Annotated in this window: 15 protein-coding genes; 8 read left to right on the forward strand and 7 right to left on the reverse strand. The window is 71.4% G+C overall.

The window, feature by feature from the left end; translation table 11 throughout:
• Positions 1–15 precede the first annotated feature (15 nt).
• The gene (locus tag DEJ08_RS02220; protein WP_027464923.1) at positions 16–1,059 is read left to right on the forward strand and encodes a Gfo/Idh/MocA family protein; all 1,044 of its coding nucleotides are present in this window, start codon (positions 16–18) and stop codon (positions 1,057–1,059) included.
• A 170-nt stretch (positions 1,060–1,229) separates the two neighbouring features.
• On the opposite strand, the gene DEJ08_RS02225 is transcribed toward DEJ08_RS02220, so the two are convergent.
• Positions 1,230–1,970 carry an MBL fold metallo-hydrolase gene (locus DEJ08_RS02225; protein WP_110892117.1) on the reverse strand — a complete coding sequence of 247 codons (741 nt, stop codon included), beginning with the start codon at positions 1,968–1,970 and terminating at the stop codon, positions 1,230–1,232.
• A 63-nt stretch (positions 1,971–2,033) separates the two neighbouring features.
• On the opposite strand from DEJ08_RS02225, the gene DEJ08_RS02230 reads away from it, so the two are divergent.
• The 4 genes from DEJ08_RS02230 (at position 2,034) to DEJ08_RS02245 (ending at position 4,844) form a co-directional block, all read left to right on the forward strand.
• Positions 2,034–2,549, forward strand: coding sequence for a hypothetical protein (locus DEJ08_RS02230; RefSeq protein ID WP_111053892.1), 516 nt, complete (start codon positions 2,034–2,036; stop codon positions 2,547–2,549).
• A gap of 4 nt (positions 2,550–2,553) precedes the next feature.
• Positions 2,554–3,585, forward strand: coding sequence for a YihY/virulence factor BrkB family protein (locus tag DEJ08_RS02235; RefSeq protein WP_111053891.1), 1,032 nt, complete (start codon positions 2,554–2,556; stop codon positions 3,583–3,585).
• Between the two features lie 61 nt (positions 3,586–3,646).
• Entirely contained in the window at positions 3,647–4,138 is a 492-nt protein-coding gene (locus DEJ08_RS02240) for a VTT domain-containing protein (RefSeq protein ID WP_027464919.1), read from the forward strand.
• 10 nt (positions 4,139–4,148) lie between these two features.
• On the forward strand, positions 4,149–4,844 hold the full coding sequence (locus tag DEJ08_RS02245) for an SDR family oxidoreductase (protein ID WP_071404940.1): 696 nt from the start codon (positions 4,149–4,151) through the stop codon (positions 4,842–4,844).
• 38 nt (positions 4,845–4,882) lie between these two features.
• Here DEJ08_RS02245 and DEJ08_RS02250 read toward each other — a convergent pair whose 3' ends face one another.
• Positions 4,883–6,514: an ABC-F family ATP-binding cassette domain-containing protein gene (locus DEJ08_RS02250; protein WP_111053890.1), complete on the reverse strand. Its 1,632-nt coding sequence runs from the start codon at positions 6,512–6,514 to the stop codon at positions 4,883–4,885.
• A gap of 275 nt (positions 6,515–6,789) precedes the next feature.
• On the opposite strand from DEJ08_RS02250, the gene DEJ08_RS02255 reads away from it, so the two are divergent.
• On the forward strand, positions 6,790–7,215 hold the full coding sequence (locus DEJ08_RS02255) for a DUF3151 domain-containing protein (RefSeq protein WP_111039402.1): 426 nt from the start codon (positions 6,790–6,792) through the stop codon (positions 7,213–7,215).
• A gap of 120 nt (positions 7,216–7,335) precedes the next feature.
• Here the strand turns inward: DEJ08_RS02255 and DEJ08_RS02260 are convergent, their stop codons facing one another.
• The 5 genes from DEJ08_RS02260 to DEJ08_RS02280 all read right to left on the reverse strand — a co-directional run bounded on the left by DEJ08_RS02260 (position 7,336) and on the right by DEJ08_RS02280 (position 14,293).
• Positions 7,336–7,686, reverse strand: a complete 351-nt coding sequence (locus DEJ08_RS02260) for an SdpI family protein (protein ID WP_181438924.1) — start codon at positions 7,684–7,686, stop codon at positions 7,336–7,338.
• A gap of 130 nt (positions 7,687–7,816) precedes the next feature.
• On the reverse strand, positions 7,817–10,888 hold the full coding sequence (locus DEJ08_RS02265; RefSeq protein ID WP_111053888.1) for a glycoside hydrolase family 2 TIM barrel-domain containing protein: 3,072 nt from the start codon (positions 10,886–10,888) through the stop codon (positions 7,817–7,819).
• Positions 10,885–11,820: a carbohydrate ABC transporter permease gene (locus tag DEJ08_RS02270; RefSeq protein ID WP_111053887.1), complete on the reverse strand. Its 936-nt coding sequence runs from the start codon at positions 11,818–11,820 to the stop codon at positions 10,885–10,887. Before DEJ08_RS02270 ends, DEJ08_RS02265 begins: the two co-directional genes overlap by 4 nt.
• The gene (locus tag DEJ08_RS02275) at positions 11,817–12,938 is read right to left on the reverse strand and encodes a carbohydrate ABC transporter permease (protein WP_071404944.1); all 1,122 of its coding nucleotides are present in this window, start codon (positions 12,936–12,938) and stop codon (positions 11,817–11,819) included. The genes DEJ08_RS02270 and DEJ08_RS02275 overlap by 4 nt, the downstream gene beginning before the upstream one ends.
• Entirely contained in the window at positions 12,935–14,293 is a 1,359-nt protein-coding gene (locus tag DEJ08_RS02280) for an extracellular solute-binding protein (protein WP_111039408.1), read from the reverse strand. Before DEJ08_RS02280 ends, DEJ08_RS02275 begins: the two co-directional genes overlap by 4 nt.
• Before the next feature lie 208 nt (positions 14,294–14,501).
• On the opposite strand from DEJ08_RS02280, the gene DEJ08_RS02285 reads away from it, so the two are divergent.
• Positions 14,502–14,843, forward strand: coding sequence for a hypothetical protein (locus DEJ08_RS02285; RefSeq protein ID WP_111029698.1), 342 nt, complete (start codon positions 14,502–14,504; stop codon positions 14,841–14,843).
• Positions 14,824–15,990 (forward strand): baeRF2 domain-containing protein, encoded by a 1,167-nt coding sequence (locus DEJ08_RS02290; protein ID WP_111053886.1) that lies wholly within the window; start codon positions 14,824–14,826, stop codon positions 15,988–15,990. Before DEJ08_RS02285 ends, DEJ08_RS02290 begins: the two co-directional genes overlap by 20 nt.
• Positions 15,991–16,060 lie beyond the last annotated feature (70 nt).

The following is a 16,060-nucleotide window of genomic DNA, read 5'->3' on the forward strand; positions in this document are numbered from 1 at the left end:
CGAAGGAGTGCGCGCATGAGCGTCCGGATCATCCACGTCGGTCTCGGAGGGTGGGGCGGCAACTGGGCCCGCACCGCCATCCCAGAGGTGTCGGAAGTGCAGGTGGTCGGGATCGTCGACCCGTCGGCGCCGACGCTCGAGGCCGTGCGGACCGACCTCGGGCTCCCGGCCTCCGCGGCGTTCGGGTCCCTGACCGAGGCGCTCGCCGCGGTGGAGGCCGACGCCGTCGTCATCACCGCCCCGGCCGTGACGCACGTGCCGCTCGCGCTCGAGGCCCTCGACGCCGGCAAGCACGTCCTGGTCGAGAAGCCGTTCGCCAACACCACCGACGAGGCCGTCACCGCGGTCCGTCGCGCCGAGGAGCTCGGCCTGGTGCTGCAGGTCAGCCAGAACTACCGCTGGTACCCGGCACCGCGGGTCGTGCAGGAGATGCTCGAGGCGGACGTGGTCGGCGAGGTCTCCGCGATCAACGTCGACTTCCGGCAGTGGGACAACGACCAGCCCGCCGAGACGTACCCGCACTACCGGTTCCCGCACGCGATGATCAACGACATGGCGATCCACCACTTCGACCTGCTCCGGATGATCACCGGGCAAGAGGCCGTCCGGGTCTTCGCCAAGGCCAGCTACCCCGCCTACAGCAAGTACCAGGACGAAGCGGTTGCCTCGATGATCATCGAGCTCGACGGCGGCACGGTCGTCAACTACCGCGGCAGCTGGCTGAGCCGTGGCCCGCGCACCGCCTGGGCCGGCGAGTGGAGCATCGAGGGCGAGGACGGCGAGCTCTGGTTCACGAGCCGCGACGGTGAACCGAACGCGGTCGACGGCGACCGGGTCACCGTCCGCCGCACGCAGGACGACGTCGCCGAGCCGGTCGAGCTCCCCGTGCTCGCGCACACCGACCGCCAGGGTGGGCTGCAGGCGTTCGCCCGCTCGGTGCAGGGCGGCCCCGCCCCCGAGACGAGCGGTCGTGACAACCTGCGGAGCCTCGCGCTGATGGAGGCCGCCGGCCGCTCCGCGGCGTCCGGCCTGCCCGAGGACGTCGTCGTCCCGTCCTGACCGCGACCACCCACGGCCTGGAGGCGCGGGGCGGGCCCGCACCGCGCCTCCAGTCCGGCTCTGGTCGCGTCCACCGCGTCAAAGCGACAGTGGGTTGCGGAACGTTCGCGGCATACTGTCGCTTTCGCGAACCAGACACCGTGCGGTACGCCTGATCTGTCGCTCGCGCGTCAGGCGGCGCCGGCCACCCGCCGCGCCTGCGCGACGGCCCGCCGCACGCCGAGCGACCAGCCCGGACCGTGGCCGGGCAGCACGTGCTTCGCCTCGGTGTCCGCGAGCCGGTCGAGCGACGCGACAGCCGTGTCGACGTCGGAGGTCGCCGCGGGTGCGACGATCCGCGGTCCGATCCCGCCCGTGTACGGGTCGAAGGTGACGAGCGCGTCGCCGACGATCACGGCGTCGCGGTCGGCGAAGTGCAGCGCCACGTGGCCGTCGGTGTGCCCCGGGGTCTCGATGATCCACGGGTTGCCCGGCACGTCGGCGCGGCTCTCCAGCGGCTCGGTGTCCGCGATGCCGTCGACCGTGACCGCACCGGCGAGCAGCATGCGGCCCAGAGGGCGCAGACCACCCGGGTGGAGCGCCACGAACCCGAAGCGGTTCGTCTGCGGCCGGTACGAGTACGGGTGCGCGGCGAGGTGCCGGTCGCCCGGGTGGACGAACACGGGCGTACCCCAGTCGCGGTGCATCCGTGCTGCGGTGCCGACGTGGTCGAAGTGCCCGTGCGTGAGCAGGAGCCCCTCGACCTGGTCGGGCGTGTAGCCCAGGTCGTGCACGGCGAGCTGCAGGTGCGGCCACGCGGCAGGCAACCCCGCGTCGACGACGAGCAACCGATCGCCGGTCTCGACGAGGTACGTGTTGGTGTGTGCGATCTCGAGGCGGTGGATCCCCTCGGCGGCGTCCCGGAAGAGCATGTGCGGCACGGTAGACGCGGCCTGCTGGGCACGATCCCGGGTGGGACGTGTACGAAATGGGGAATGGCCAAGGACAGTCTGCCCGAGCTCGAACTCGCCAACGTGCGCACCCGTGAGGGCATCACGGACACCGTGACGGAGCTGAAGCGACGCGCGGACCTGCCCGCCCGCACGCGGCTCGCGGTCGCCAAGACGAAGCAGCGGTGGCACCGCGACCCCACGCCCCTGGTGGCGATGGGCATCACCGGGCTGACCGGTGTCGCGGCGATCGTCCTCGGCATCGCACTGCGGAACCGCCCCGCCGGGCACCTGGCCCAGCCGCCGGCGAACTCGGCCTTCACCGCGCTGCTGCCGTTCGGCGCGCGTGGCGACGCCCCCTCGGCGAAGGAGCAGGCGCAGGCAGGTCGCAAGGGCCGGAAGGCGCGGGCCAAGGCGGCGGAGGAAGCCCTCGAGCGTGACCCGGCACACCGCGGCCGTGTGAAGCAGCAGGTCGGCATCGCAGCGGTGCAGCGACGGGCGAACAAGAACCGCAAGCAGGCGGTCAAGCGGTCGAAGCAGGCTGTGAAGGCGAGAGGCTAGTCCCATGGCGCACGAAGAGCACAAGCCGGACCCGGACGACTCCCGGAAGCCCGACAACCCCACCGACCTGAAGAAGCCGACGCTCGTCTACACGCTGAAGAAGACGCTGCGCGAGTTCACGAGCGACCAGTGCACCGACCTGGCCGCGAGCCTGACGTACTACTCGGTGCTCGCGCTGTTCCCCGGGCTGCTGGCGGTCGTGTCGCTGCTCGGCCTGGTCGGACAGGCCGATAACACGATCAAGACCCTGCTGCAGATCATCGGCAACATCGGGTCGGACCAGGTCGTGGACCTGATCAAGGAGCCGCTCGAGGGACTCGTCCGCTCGCCCGCAGCTCCCATCACGTTCATCGTCGGTGTCCTCGGTGCGCTCTGGTCGGCCTCCGGCTACGTGGGCGCGTTCGGCCGTGCCATGAACCGGATCTACAACGTCCGCGAGGGCCGGCCGATCTGGAAGCTCCGCCCGACCATGCTCGGCGTGACGGTGACCACCGTCGTCCTGCTCGTGGTCGGCCTGTTGGTGCTGGTGAGCGGACCGCTCGCCCGCAGCTTCGGCGACGTCATCGGGCTCGGTGACGTGGCCGCGACCGTGCTGCTCATCGTGCAGTGGCCGATCCTGCTCGTCATCGCGATCATCGTCGTCGCGGTGCTCTACTACTGGTCGCCGAACGTCAAGCAGCCGAAGTTCCGGTGGGTCAGCGGTGGATCGATCCTGGCGATCCTCATCTGGGTCATCGCGAGCGTCGGCTTCGGGTTCTACGTCGGGAACTTCTCGAACTACAACGCCACGTACGGCTCCCTGGGTGGGGTCATCGTGTTCCTGCTGTGGATCTGGATCACGAACAACGCCCTGCTCTTCGGTGCCGAGTTCGACGCCGAGATCGAGCGGGGTCGTGAGCTCCAGGCCGGCATCCGGGCGGAGGAGGACATCCAGCTCCCCGAGCGCGACACCCGCCAGATCGAGAAGCAGGACGAGCAGCGGGCGCAGGACGTGCTCGAGGGCATCCGCATCCGCCAGGGCGTCGACAACGACTGACCGCGGCTCGTCCGACCACCGCTGACGGGCGCTCTCCGGGTCGAGGCGCTACGGTGCGAGCGTGCCGTCCTTCCTCGAGGGGCTCCCGTTCCGGTGGCTCGTCCTCGCGCTCTTCGTGATCGTGTTCTGCCGTGCGCAGGCCACGTACTGGGTCGCGCGGCTCGCGGTGACCGGCGCGTCCCGATCGCGGTGGGGCGGCTGGCTGCGCTCGCCAGCGGTCCGCCGCGGGTCGGCGCTGCTGGATCGCTGGGGGTTGCCCGTCGTGACGGTGAGCTTCGTCGTGGTCGGCCTGCAGACGGTGATGAACGCCGCCGCGGGGCTGGCACGGGTCGCCTGGTGGCGGTACACGATCGCGATGGTGCCGGGGTGCGTGGCATGGGCGTTCCTGTACGCGACGGTCGGGCTCGCCGTGTTCTGGGCGGTCGTCGCGGCGCTCGCCGGCTCGCCGTGGGGCATCGCGGCGCTCGTGGGCCTGGTGGTCGTCGCCGGTGTCGCGCTGACGGTCCTGCGCCGTCGTCGCGACCGCACAGGAGGCCCGGCCCGGCTTCCGTAGGCTGGCCTCCGTGACGACAGACCAGCTCCAGAACCGTCCGGTCGCCCTGGTGACCGGAGCCACCCGCGGCATCGGCCGCGCGATCGCCGCCGACCTCGGCCGCACCCACCACGTGCTCGTCGGCGGCCGGTCCGCCGACGCCGTGGACGCCCTCGTCCAGGAGCTGCCGAGCGCGGCGCCGTTCGTCGGTGACCTGGGCGCGGGCGAGGTCCCCGCGCTGCCGGATCGGCTCGACGTCCTCGTGCACTCGGCCGGTGTCGAGCAGGGCACCACCGTCGCCGACACCCCGCGCGCGGTGTGGGAGCAGGTCTTCGCGACGAACGTGTTCGCGGTCGCCGAGCTCACCCGGCTGGCGCTCCCGGCACTGCGGGCGGCGCGGGGCATCGTCGTGCCGATCAACAGCGGCTCCGGGTTCCACTCGGGCCCCGGTGGTGGCGTGTACGCGGCGTCGAAGTTCGCGCTGCGGGCCTTCGCCGACGCCCTGCGCGAGGAGGAGCGGGCGAACGGCGTGCGGGTGTCGAGCGTGCACCCGGGCCGGACCGACTCGGACATGCAGCGGCAGCTCGTGGCGAAGCTCGGGGAGTCCTACGACACGGACTACTACCTGGCGCCGGAGGACGTGGCCGCCGCGGTCCGCACCGTCGTCGACATGCCCGAGCGCGGCACCGTCGAGTCGCTCGCGATCCGACCGACCCGACGGCGCTGATGTTCGGACGGCGCTGACGCGCTGACAGCGACCACCGACTACCGCAGCTCGATCCGGTCGTCGAGCTCGAGCCGTTCCAGGAACGTCTCGTCGTGGCTCACCACGACGAGTGCTCCCCGGTAGGCCCGCAGTGCGTCCACGAGCTGGTCGACGCTCGTCAGGTCGAGGTCGTTGGTCGGCTCGTCGAGCACGAGCAGCTGCGGCGGCGGGTCGGCGAGCACCAGGGCCGCCAGCGCCACCCGGAACCGCTCGCCGCCGGACAGGTCCCCGGCCGGGCGGTCGACGGTGTCCCCGCGCACCAGGAACTTCGCCAGCCGGTTGCGGACCTCGGCGACGGGCACGTGCGGGGCGTCCCGGCGCACGTTGTCGAGCACCGTGACGGTGTCGTCCAGGCTGTCCTTCCGCTGCGGCAGGTACGCGATCCGGTCGAGGTGGGCGACGGCCGTGGTCTCGGGCAGCGGGTGCTCCCGGGCCGCGGGGTCGCCGACGAGCTGTTCGAGCAGGGTGGACTTGCCCACGCCGTTGTCCCCGGTGACGGCGATCCGCTCCGGCCCCTGCACGATCACGTCCCGCCCGCGCACCGTGACGGTCGCGATCTGCCGTGACGCCGGGACGTCCGGGTCGGGCAGGGTCACGTGCATGGACTCGTCGTCGCGCAGCCGGAGTTCGGCTTCGCGCTTGGTGGCGAGTGCGGCGGCCTCGTCGTCCGCGTACCCGACGCGCAGTCGACCGGCGGTCTCCTGCGCCTTCTTCCGCTGCTCGTTCGCCAGGATCTTCGGCATCGATCGGCCCGCCTTCTCACCGGCCTTGGCACGCCGGGCGATCTTCGTCTCGGCCTCGATGCGCTGCCGCTTCTCGGTGCGGTGTCGCTGTGCGGCGACCCGGACCTCGCGTTCGACGGCCGCCTGCTGCACGGCCAGGTGCTCCTCGAACGCGCTGAACGTCCCGCCGAACACGGTCATCGACCCGGCGCGGAGCTCGACGGTCTCGTCGACGTGCTCCAGGAGTTCCCGGTCGTGGCTGACGAGCACGAGGGTGCCGCGCCAGTCGTCGACCAGGTCGAGGAGCAGCCCGCGGGCCCGGCGGTCCAGGTTGTTCGTCGGCTCGTCCAGGAACACGATCGGCCGGGCGCGCAACCGAACCCCGGCGACGGCGACGAGCACCGACTGCCCGCCGGACAGCGTCGACACCGGCCGGTCGAGGTCGGTGCCGTCGAGCCCGACCCGGTCGAGCACCGCGGCGGCCCGTTCCTCCAGGTCCCAGTCGTCGCCGACTGCCTCGAGCTGTGCGGCCGTGGCGTCGCCGGCCAGGACGGCCCGGAGCGCGGTGAGTGTGGGCCGGACGCCGAGCAGGTCGGCGACGGTGTCGTCCTCGCTGGCGTGGGCCCACGCCGCCGGTTCCTGATCGACGCGCCAGCGGCGATCAGGCCGTGCCGGTGGGGAGAGGCGCTGCGGCAGGTGGTCGACGGGACCCGACGTCGTGATGCTGCCCGACGTGGGGTGGAGCCGGCCGGTCGCGAGCCGGACCAGCGTGGACTTGCCGGCTCCGTTCCTCCCGACCAGGCCGGTACGGCCACGTCCGAAGGCGGCGGTGAGGTGGTCGAGCGCGACGGTGCCGTCGGGCCAGGCGAAGGTGACGTCGTGCAGGACGACGGACGGACTGGTGGGCATGGGGGGTGTCTCCCGGTGTCGATGCTGGGCGCACGACACCGAGGCCACCGCGGTGCGGTGGAGCGCCCGACGGGGCGCGCGATCACGGTGTCAGCGCGTGGGCTGAGCGGTACCGGTGATCGACAGCAATCCGTCTGCTTCCGTCGGGGGACCCCCGTGTCCGCCATCCGTTCCGCCGGTCGGTCTCCCGCCCCGGCGGCCCCGCGATGACGACGAGGTGACCTCCACGGTAATCCCGTGACACGGGCACCCGCAAGGGATGACAGGCTGGGGGCATGCCGGAGAACCTGTTGCCGACCCCGTCGTCGAACCCCGAGACCCTGCTGCCCGCCGAGCCGGAGGTGACCGCCGCGATCGAGGCGGAGGCCCCCGTCGCCAGCGTGGTGGTGTCCTACCCGTCGTCGAGCCTGGCGTGGGCGCTGCTCGCCGACGAGGCGTGGGCGCGCGGCGCGACCCTCGAGTCCTACGCGTACGCCCGTGTCGGGTACCACCGCGGGCTCGATGCCCTGCGCAAGGCCGGCTGGCGCGGTGTCGGTCCGGTGCCGTGGTCGCACGAGCCCAACCGTGGCGTGCTGCGGGCGCTGTTCGCCCTGCGCCGTGCCGCCGAGGCGATCGAGGAGCCCGGCGAGGCCGAGCGCCTGACCGACTTCCTGAACGCGAGCGACCCCGAGGCCCTGCGCGCCCTGTCCGCCGGCGCGTAGGCGTCGCGCTCCGCACAACCAGAGTCACCTCGAACCGCGGGAACCCGTGGTTCGAGGTGACTCTGGTTGGGCACGGGCACGGGCGCGGGCAAGAGGCGCCAGGCGGGCCGGCTGCGCCGGTCAGCGGTCGTCGCTTGCGGCGTCCGACCGCCGAGCGGCTCGACTCGCGACGACGCCGCTCACGATCAGGAAACCGAGCGCGAGTGCCATCCCGATGGGCAGCGCGGCCTCGACGATGCGCGTCGATCCTGCGACGCTCAGCACTCCCGACCCGAACAACGCCGCAGCCCCCGCGTGCAGCCACGCTCGCGCAGCGCGGTGGCCGACCGTCCACGCTGTCTTCGATCGCATCACGGAAGCAAGGCGGATCCCGGCACCGCCGTTCGGGCCGAGGACGCCGCGCGCCGTCAGCTCGGCGACGGCGGAGACGACCAAGCCGCTCGCCATGAGCATCACCGCCGACAAGAGCATCCACCCACTGAAACGTAAGATTCTGGCTGCGTCAAGCGTCATCTCTGCACGCAAAACACCGGTGCTCGCACTGCACGCCGCGGGATGCGGGTGTGCAACGTGCGAACACCGGTGTTTTGCGCGTGACCGACTAGCCCAGCAGCACGCTCCAACTGAACGCCTGCGGCCAGAGCTGGTGCTCGGGCAGCACGTCGAGCCCGCACGCCCGGCTGCCGAGCCCGTGCTGCGCGGCGTCGAGGTACAGGTACAGGTGGTCGGACGTCGGCAGCTCGTACGGGTGCTCGGCACGGTCGATCTGCTGCGCGGTCCACGGCGACAGGGTGAACCCCGCACGGTGCGACCCGACCGTCGTCACGGTGAACGGCCCGACCGCCAGCTCCCGCAGGTCGGGTCGGTGCCCGGTCTCCTGCGGCCGCGAGTACTCCACCCCGAGCGAGCGCACGGGCGCGGTGAACCGGCCGACACGGGCAGCGTGCGAGGAATCGGCGTACGACTCCAGCGGTCCGGTCCCGAACCAGGTCGCGTCCGCATCGGCCAGCGATGCCGGCAGGTCGAACCGCACCCCGATCCGCGGCCACGTGACGTCCCAGGCGCCGAACGGCACGGCGTCGGTCTGCAGCACGAGCCCGTCGGACGTCAGGGTCCAGCGGTGCGTGACCTCGAGCCCCCACCCGCTGTTCGCCGCCGCCACGCGGACGCGCTGCTCCAGACCGGAGTCGGTGCGCGACACCGACACCAGCCGGTGCGTCAGCCGGTCCAGCCCTCGGTCGCGCCAGCGCGTCGCCGACGGGGGAGCGGTCGGGTCGCCGACCCCGTGCGTGAGCACCGGGTCCGCGGTCTCGTAGCCGCCCTGTGACGCCAGGCTGTCGTTGTCCGTCGGTGCACGCCACAGCTCCAGACGGGGCCCGGCGACCTCGTGGCCCTTCCAGGACACCAGGTCACCGCGGGCACTGAAGGTGCCGTCACCCAGGTGGTCGCCGTCCCACCCCTGCCGGGAGGCCCGTGGTGCGTCCGCCGCGCGCGCTGCGACGAGCCGCTGGGTGCGTGCGACGACGTGGCCGGTGTCCGCCCACGAGGTCGGCCCCGCCAGTTCCACGGTCAGGTCGAACCAGAGCTCGTCGCCGGGTGCGAGTTCGGACGTGGCCGCGTCGAGCACCTCGGAGGGCACCGGGACCGTCGCCGACTCCCGGGCGGCGACGATGCCCGTGGACAGGCGCCCCGAGGCCTCGACGACGCCGTTCCGCGACAGGGTCCAGCACAGCCGGAGCCCGGCGGTCGAGGCCGAGTGGTACCGGTTCTCGACCAGCACCGTGGTGTCCGAGACCCCCAGGCGGATCGGGGCCACGACGGCGGCGAACTCGGCGAGTCCCGGCGTCGGGGTGTCGTCGGGCAGCACCAGGCCGTCCATCACGAAGTTGCCGTCGTGCACGACCTCGCCGAAGTCCCCGCCGTACGCGTAGTAGTCCTCGCCCGTGGGCGTCTTCGCGAGCAGGCCGTGGTCCCGCCACTCCCACACGAACCCGCCGTGCAGCCGCGGGTACCGGTCGACCAGGGCCTCGTACTCGGCGATCTGCCCGGGGCCGTTGCCCATCGCGTGCACGTACTCGCAGTGGATGAAGGGCTTCGACCGCTGCCGTGCGGCCTCGGCCGGGCCGCAGCCGAGCAGGGGCGTCGGGGTGCCGCCGCCGATGGACTCGGTCTCCTGCAGCGTCGGGTACATCCGCGAGTAGACGTCCGTGTACTCGCCCGTGTAGTCGCCCTCGTAGTGCACGGGGCGCTCGGCGTCGCGGTCGTGCACCCACTGCGACATCGCCGCGAGGTTCCGGCCGGTGCCGGACTCGTTGCCGAGCGACCACATCACGATCGACGCGTGGTTCTTGTCGCGCTCGACGGTGCGCGCGATGCGGTCGAGGTAGGCCTCGGCCCACGCCGGGTCGTCGGAGGGGTTGCCGACCCAGTCGGTGAACAGGAACCCGTGGGTCTCCAGGTCGCACTCCAGGATCACCCAGAACCCGAGCTCGTCGGCCAGGTCGAGCACACGGGGGTGCGGCGGGTAGTGCGAGGTGCGGATGGCGTTGACGTTGTTCCGCTTCATCAGCGCCATGTCGGCGCGGGCGTGCTCCTCGTCGAACACCCGGCCGCGCACGGGGTGGGTCTCGTGCCGGTTCACGCCGTGGAACACCACACGCTCACCGTTCACCAGGAACCGGTCGCCGACGATCGACACGGTGCGGAACCCGAGTCGGAGCGAGACGGTCTCGCCACCGGCGCCACCGGCGCCACCGGCGCCACCGGCGCCACCGCCCGAGCCGCCCGCAGCGGAACCGGTCGACAGCGTCGCGTCGTACAGCTTCGGCAGCTCGGCACTCCACGGCTCGACGCCCTCGACCTCGATCGGCGCGACGTCGTCCGCCGTGGCCCAGGTCACGTCGACGCCCAGGTCGGGCACCGCGAACCGCACCGGGAACACCGCGTCGAGCGTCGGGAACGTGATCGTGCCGGTCCCCGTCTCCGGCCGTCCCGACGCCGCGGTGCCGGACGAGGCAGCCGTGCCGAGCGTCGCCCGCCAACCGGCGCGCACGAACGCGTCGTCGATCGGTGCCGTGGGCCGGGCGAGCAGGGTGACGTCGCGGAAGATGCCGGGCAGCCACCACTGGTCCTGGTCCTCCAGGTAGGACGCCGCCGACCACTGGTGCACCCGGACCGCGAGCTCGTTCGCCCCCGGGCGCACCAGTTCGGTGACGTCGAACTCGGTCGCCAGGCGCGAGCCCGTCGACCACCCCACGAGCGTCCCGTTCAGCCACACCCGGAAGTGCGACTCGACCCCGTCGAACCGCAGCAGCACCCGGCCGGCACCGTCGAACGACGACGGCAGCTCGAACGTGCGGCGGTGGTCACCGGTCGGGTTCTCCTCCGGCGGGTGCGGCGGGTCGATCGGGAACGGGTACTGCACGTTCGTGTAGCTCGGAGCGCCGTGCCCGTGCAGCACCCAGTGCGACGGCACCGGGAGCTCGCCCCAGGCCGGGTCGTCGTCCTCCCCACCCTCGGTCGCGAAGTCCTCGGAGACCGAGGCGACGGGCGACCACCGGAACCGCCAGTCGCCGTTCAGCGACAGGGACGGGGCGTCGGTGTGCAGCCAGGCACGGGGTGCCAGCCGCGAGTCGGAGCCGGGTGCGGTGGACGAGAGCGCGGAGTGGGTCAACCCTTGACCGATCCTTCCGTGAGGCCTCCACGCCAGAAGCGCTGGAGGACGATGATGGCGATGACGAGCGGGATGACCGAGACGAGCACCCCGCCGGTGGTGAGCTGGTAGAACTCCGGCAGGCGGTCGACCTGCGAGCGCCAGTTGTTCAGACCCAGTGTTATCGGGTACAGCTTCTGGTCTGCCAGCATGATGAGCGGCAGGAAGAAGTTGTTCCAGATCCCGACCACCTGGAACAGGAACACGGTGACGAGCGCCGGGGTCATCTGCCGGAGCACCACGGTGTGGAAGATCCGCAGCTCACCGGCACCGTCGATGCGTGCCTGTTCGAGCAGGGTGGTGTCCACCGACGCGGCGGCGTACACCCGGCACAGGAACAGCCCGAACGGCGACACCAGGCTCGGGATGAGCACGCTCCAGTACGTGTCGGTCAGGCCCATCGATGAGAACAGCAGGAACAGCGGCAGTGCTGTCGCGGTCCCCGGCACCAGCACGCCGCCGAGGATCGTGCCGAACACGAACTGGCGCCCCCGGAAGTCGTACTTCGCCAGCGCGTACCCGCCGGCCGCGGCGAAGTAGGTCGCCAGGACCGCACCGACGCCGGAGTACAGGATGCTGTTCGCGATCCACCGGACGAAGATGCCGCCGTCGTAGGTGAACACCTGCTGCAGGTTGCTCCAGAGCGCGAACTCGCCGCCGAACCAGAACCCGTTGGTCGAGAACAGCGCGCCCGTGGTCTTCGTCGCGGCGATGACGACCCAGTACAGCGGGACGATGAAGTACAGCGCGACGACGACGAGGATGCCCGTCACCACGATCTGCGAGCGCGGCGACCGGTCGAGCTTCCGTCGCTGGTGCGCACTGATCGACGTGGTGTCGACCGGGACGGCGGTCTTCGCCGTGCCCGGCGCTTCGATGGCTTCGCTGGTCATGCGTCGGCCCCCTTCGTTCCGTTCTGCAGACCGGACCTGGCCTGGAGGCCCGGTGCGGCTTGGGAAGTACCGTTGCTGCCCGCCGCAGCGCGCGTCTGGAGCGCGGTGCGGGCCTCCCGGCCGTCGCGCCGTGCGCGCTTGCGTCGGTCGCGTTCGTCCTTGGGCGGTCGGTTCGTCAGCGCGAGGAACGTGAACGACAGGATGAACGCGGCCAGCGCGATGATGACCGCCTGCGCACTCGCGACGCCGTACTCGTTGAACGCGAACGCGTTCGTGTAGGCGGCGTAGTTCGGCGTGTACTCGGTGTCGATCGCCGGGGCCACGGTCGATAGGATCTGCGGCTCCGCGAAGAGCTGCAGGGTGCCGATGATCGAGAACACCGTCGTGAGCACCAGGGCCGGTGCGATGAGCGGGATCTGGATCCGCCACGCGACCTGGAACGCGTTCGCGCCGTCGACCTTGGCGGCCTCGTAGACCTCGCCGGGGATGGACTTCAGCTGCGCCACGATGATGAGCATGTTGTAGCCGGTGTAGGTCCACGTGACGATGTTCGCGATCGACCACAGCACGCTGTTCGCGCCGAGGAAGTCCGGCTGCAGCCCCATCGACTGCAGCAGCGACACGATCGGCGACAGGCCGGGCACGTACAGGAACGACCACAGGATCGTGGCGATGACGCCCGGGACGCCGTAGGGCATGAAGTAGATCGCCCGGAAGAAGCCCGGCCAGCGGGCGCTCGCCGACTCGAGCAGCAGCGCGAGGATCGTGCAGGCGATGATCATCACCGGGACCTGGACGATGCCGAACAGCAGCATGCGGCCGATCGAGGCGACGAACCCGCTGTCCTGCAGGGCGATCGCGTAGTTGTCGAACCCGGCGAACCGGCCGACCACACCGTCCTCACCGAAGAGGCCCTCACGGTCGACGGTGGTGAACGACTGGAACAGGGCACTGATGATCGGGATGACGAACGTCAGCAGGAACAGGGCCAGGAACGGGGCGAGCAGGATCCACGGGGCACGCTTCTGCGCGCTCGTGGCCTTCGTGCTGGTGCGGAACGCGGGGGTGCCGCCGGCCGGTCGGCCGGTGGACTGCCTGGTGGTGGTCTGCTGGGTCATCGTGCCGTCCTGACGCTGAGGCCCTTGTCCTTGAAGGACTGGACGATCTCCCGCTGTGCGAGCTCCACGGCGTCACTGAGCTTCAGGCCGGAGGTGAGCTTGCGGCGGAACTGGTTCTGCAGGCTGGTGAAGGCCGACTGGGTCACCGGGGACCACGACCAGTCGATGTTCTGCTCCTTCGAGGCCGGCACGAAGACGTCCTCGTTGTAGTTCTGGCCGGAGAACCACTTCGACGGCTTCTCGCGCTGTGCCCCGATGTAGTCGACGGCGGGCGACCAGCCGATGCCGCAGTGCTTGATCATCGCGTCGATGCCCTCCTTCGAGGTGGTCATCCACGTGATGAACTCGAGCGCCTCCTTCGGGTGCTTCGCGTTCGCCAGCACCGCGGCCGTCGAACCGCCGATGGCGCTCGATCCGAAGCCGTCGGCGCCCCACTTCTGCATCGGGGCGACCTTCCACTTGCCCTCGCCGCCCTGCACCGACTCGATCAGTGCGTCACCCCAGCTCGCGCTCGTGACCGCGGCGATCTTGCCGCTCGCGGCCGCGGCGTACCACCCGGGGGAGTACGCGCCGGCACTCGTGTCGACCAGCTTGTCGTCGATGACCCCGTCGAAGAAGTCCGCGACCATCAGGGTCTTGTCGTCGGTCATGTCGACGACCCACTCGTCGCCGTCGACCTTGAACCAGCGCGCGCCGGCCTGCTGTGCGTACGCGGCGAACGGCGACGCGTCGGCGACCGGGAACACCTCGAGGTAGTTCTGCTTGCCGGTGCTCCGGACCTTGTCGGCCAGGTCACGCCACTCGTCCCACGTCGTCGGGGGTTCGCCGCCGGCCTGCTCGAGGATCGCGGTCTGGTAGTAGAACCCCATCGGGCCGGTGTCCTGCGGGATGCCGTAGATGCCGTCGACGAACGACACCTGCGCCCACGCGGCCTCGTCGTACTTCGACTCGAAGTCCTTCGCGCCGTACCGGGCCAGGTCGACCAGGCCGTTCGCGAGCATGAACTCGGGGATCTGCCGGAGCTCGACCTGCCCGATGTCCGGGCCGCCGCCAGCCGCGAGCGCGGAGTACATCTTCTGGTACCCGCCGCTGTTGCCGCCGGGGATCCAGTTCGCCGACACCTGGATGTCCGGATGTGTCCTGTTCCAGACGTCGCAGACCTTCTGCAGGTCCTTGAGCCAGGCCCAGTAGGTGAGCTGGACGGTCTCACCCGAGGCCGCGGCGGGCACGAGGGCCGCCTTGTTGACGTTGGTCGAGCCCGGGACCGCACAGCCGGCGAGGAGTCCCGCCGCCGCGGTGCCGAGGCCGAAGCCCAACAGGTGTCGTCTCGTGATGGGTCGTGGTCGTGGCGCCATTGCCGCACTCCGTTCGTCGTTGATCGGGGTTGTCGACACCCAATCACAGAACCGAACGCCGTTGTGGTTTCGTGACCGTACCGACACTGCGCGTTCCCTGCGCACCTTGGAACGGCCCCAGGCCCGGGCGCGGACGGTGGGGTCACAGAGCAGACACCGACGCCCCGGACGGCGAAGGCCGCCGGTGGCACGACCGGGAGGACAAGCGATGACCGAACGCGGGAACACCACCCACCGCCCCGAACTCGACGAGCAGCTCGCGCACGAGGCGCAGAGCATCGTCCAGGGGCACGGCAGCAACGCCCACGTCGAGGAGTTCCGGCAGTCCGAGCCGGTCCCCGACGACACCGACAGCCCGGAGACCCTCGCCGCGTCGGGCTACGACGGCGAGCTCGAGGGCGAGCTGCAGGACGACACCACCGACGTGCTCCCCGAGGACGACGCCGACCGTGCCGACCCGTTGCCCACCGGCGACGGCGACGGAGCCGACGCGACCGTGTACCGCACCGAGACCGGGGAGGGCAGCACCGATGGCTCTGACGCAGAATGACGCGCCGCACCTGCAGTCCGGCATCGCCGAACGCCTGAAGCGCGGGGGCACGTGGACGTGGGCCTACGTCGACGCGTCCGGTGACCGTGAGGACCCGCAGCACCTCGCCGCCCTGCAGCGCCGGAAGGCCGAGGACGTGCTGCGGTCGGCCGGGGCGGGCGCCGAGGTCATCGACACGGTGATGGCCGAACTCGAGGAGACACCGGGGGTGCCGGCACCCGTCAGCCGGTACGTGCTCGTGCACGACGGCGAACTCGTGCTCAGCGAGGTCCTGCCCGGGGCGATGCACGCCCCGACGTCGATCGGCCACGACCCCGTGCCCGACCTGCTGCCGCTCCTGGCCCACCGGCCGCTCGACCTGCCGTTCCTGATCGTCGAGGTCGGCCGCGAGGGCGGTGGCTACCGCGCCTACCGCCTGGGCCACGCCGACGTGCCGGACCGTCGCGACGAGCAGCGCGTGCAGGGCCGCACCGACACGCTCCACAAGTTCCAGGGCGGCGGCTGGTCGCACCTGCGGTGGCAGCACCACACCGAGGAGATCTGGCGCGACAACCAGAACGAGGTCGCCACGTCCGTCGACGAGGCCTTCCGGCAGCTGCAGCCGAAGCTCATCGTGGTCGCGGGGGACATCCGCGCACGGGGGCTCCTGCTCGACCAGTTGTCCACCGAGGCGCGCGCCGTCGTCTCCGAGGTCCCGGTCGACACCCGGGCTTCGGATGCGTCGGAGACCGCGCTCGTCGAGCACGTCGACATCGCGCTCGCCCGGGTCATCGCGACCCGTCGGCACGACTTCGAGGACCTGCTCCGCACGCACGTCGGCCGCGGGGACAACCAGACGGTCACCGGCCTCGGTTCCGTCGTCGAGGCGCTGCAGCAGGCGCAGGCCTCGGTCGTCGCGATCGACGCCGCCGCGATCGGCGACCGCACCCTGCTCGCGCTGGGAGCGGTGCCGTGGATCGCCACGGCACCCGAGCAGGCGGCGGGCGCACCGGTCATCGGACCGGTCCCGGCCGTGTGCGCGATCGTGCGGGCGGTCGCCCTCACCGACGCGGAGCTGCTGCTCGTGAACGCCGCGTCGCTCCCGAACGGCGCGCCCGCCGCGGCGTTGCTGCGGTGGCCGGTGGGACCGGCGGTGCCGGCCGCCTGAGCGGTGACCGGACGACGGACGGGAGGCCCGGTGCCGGCTGGTACCGGGCCTCCCGTCCGTCTCGGCGCGA

This window comes from Curtobacterium sp. MCLR17_054 (assembly GCF_003234335.2).
Lineage (GTDB): Bacteria > Actinomycetota > Actinomycetes > Actinomycetales > Microbacteriaceae > Curtobacterium > Curtobacterium flaccumfaciens.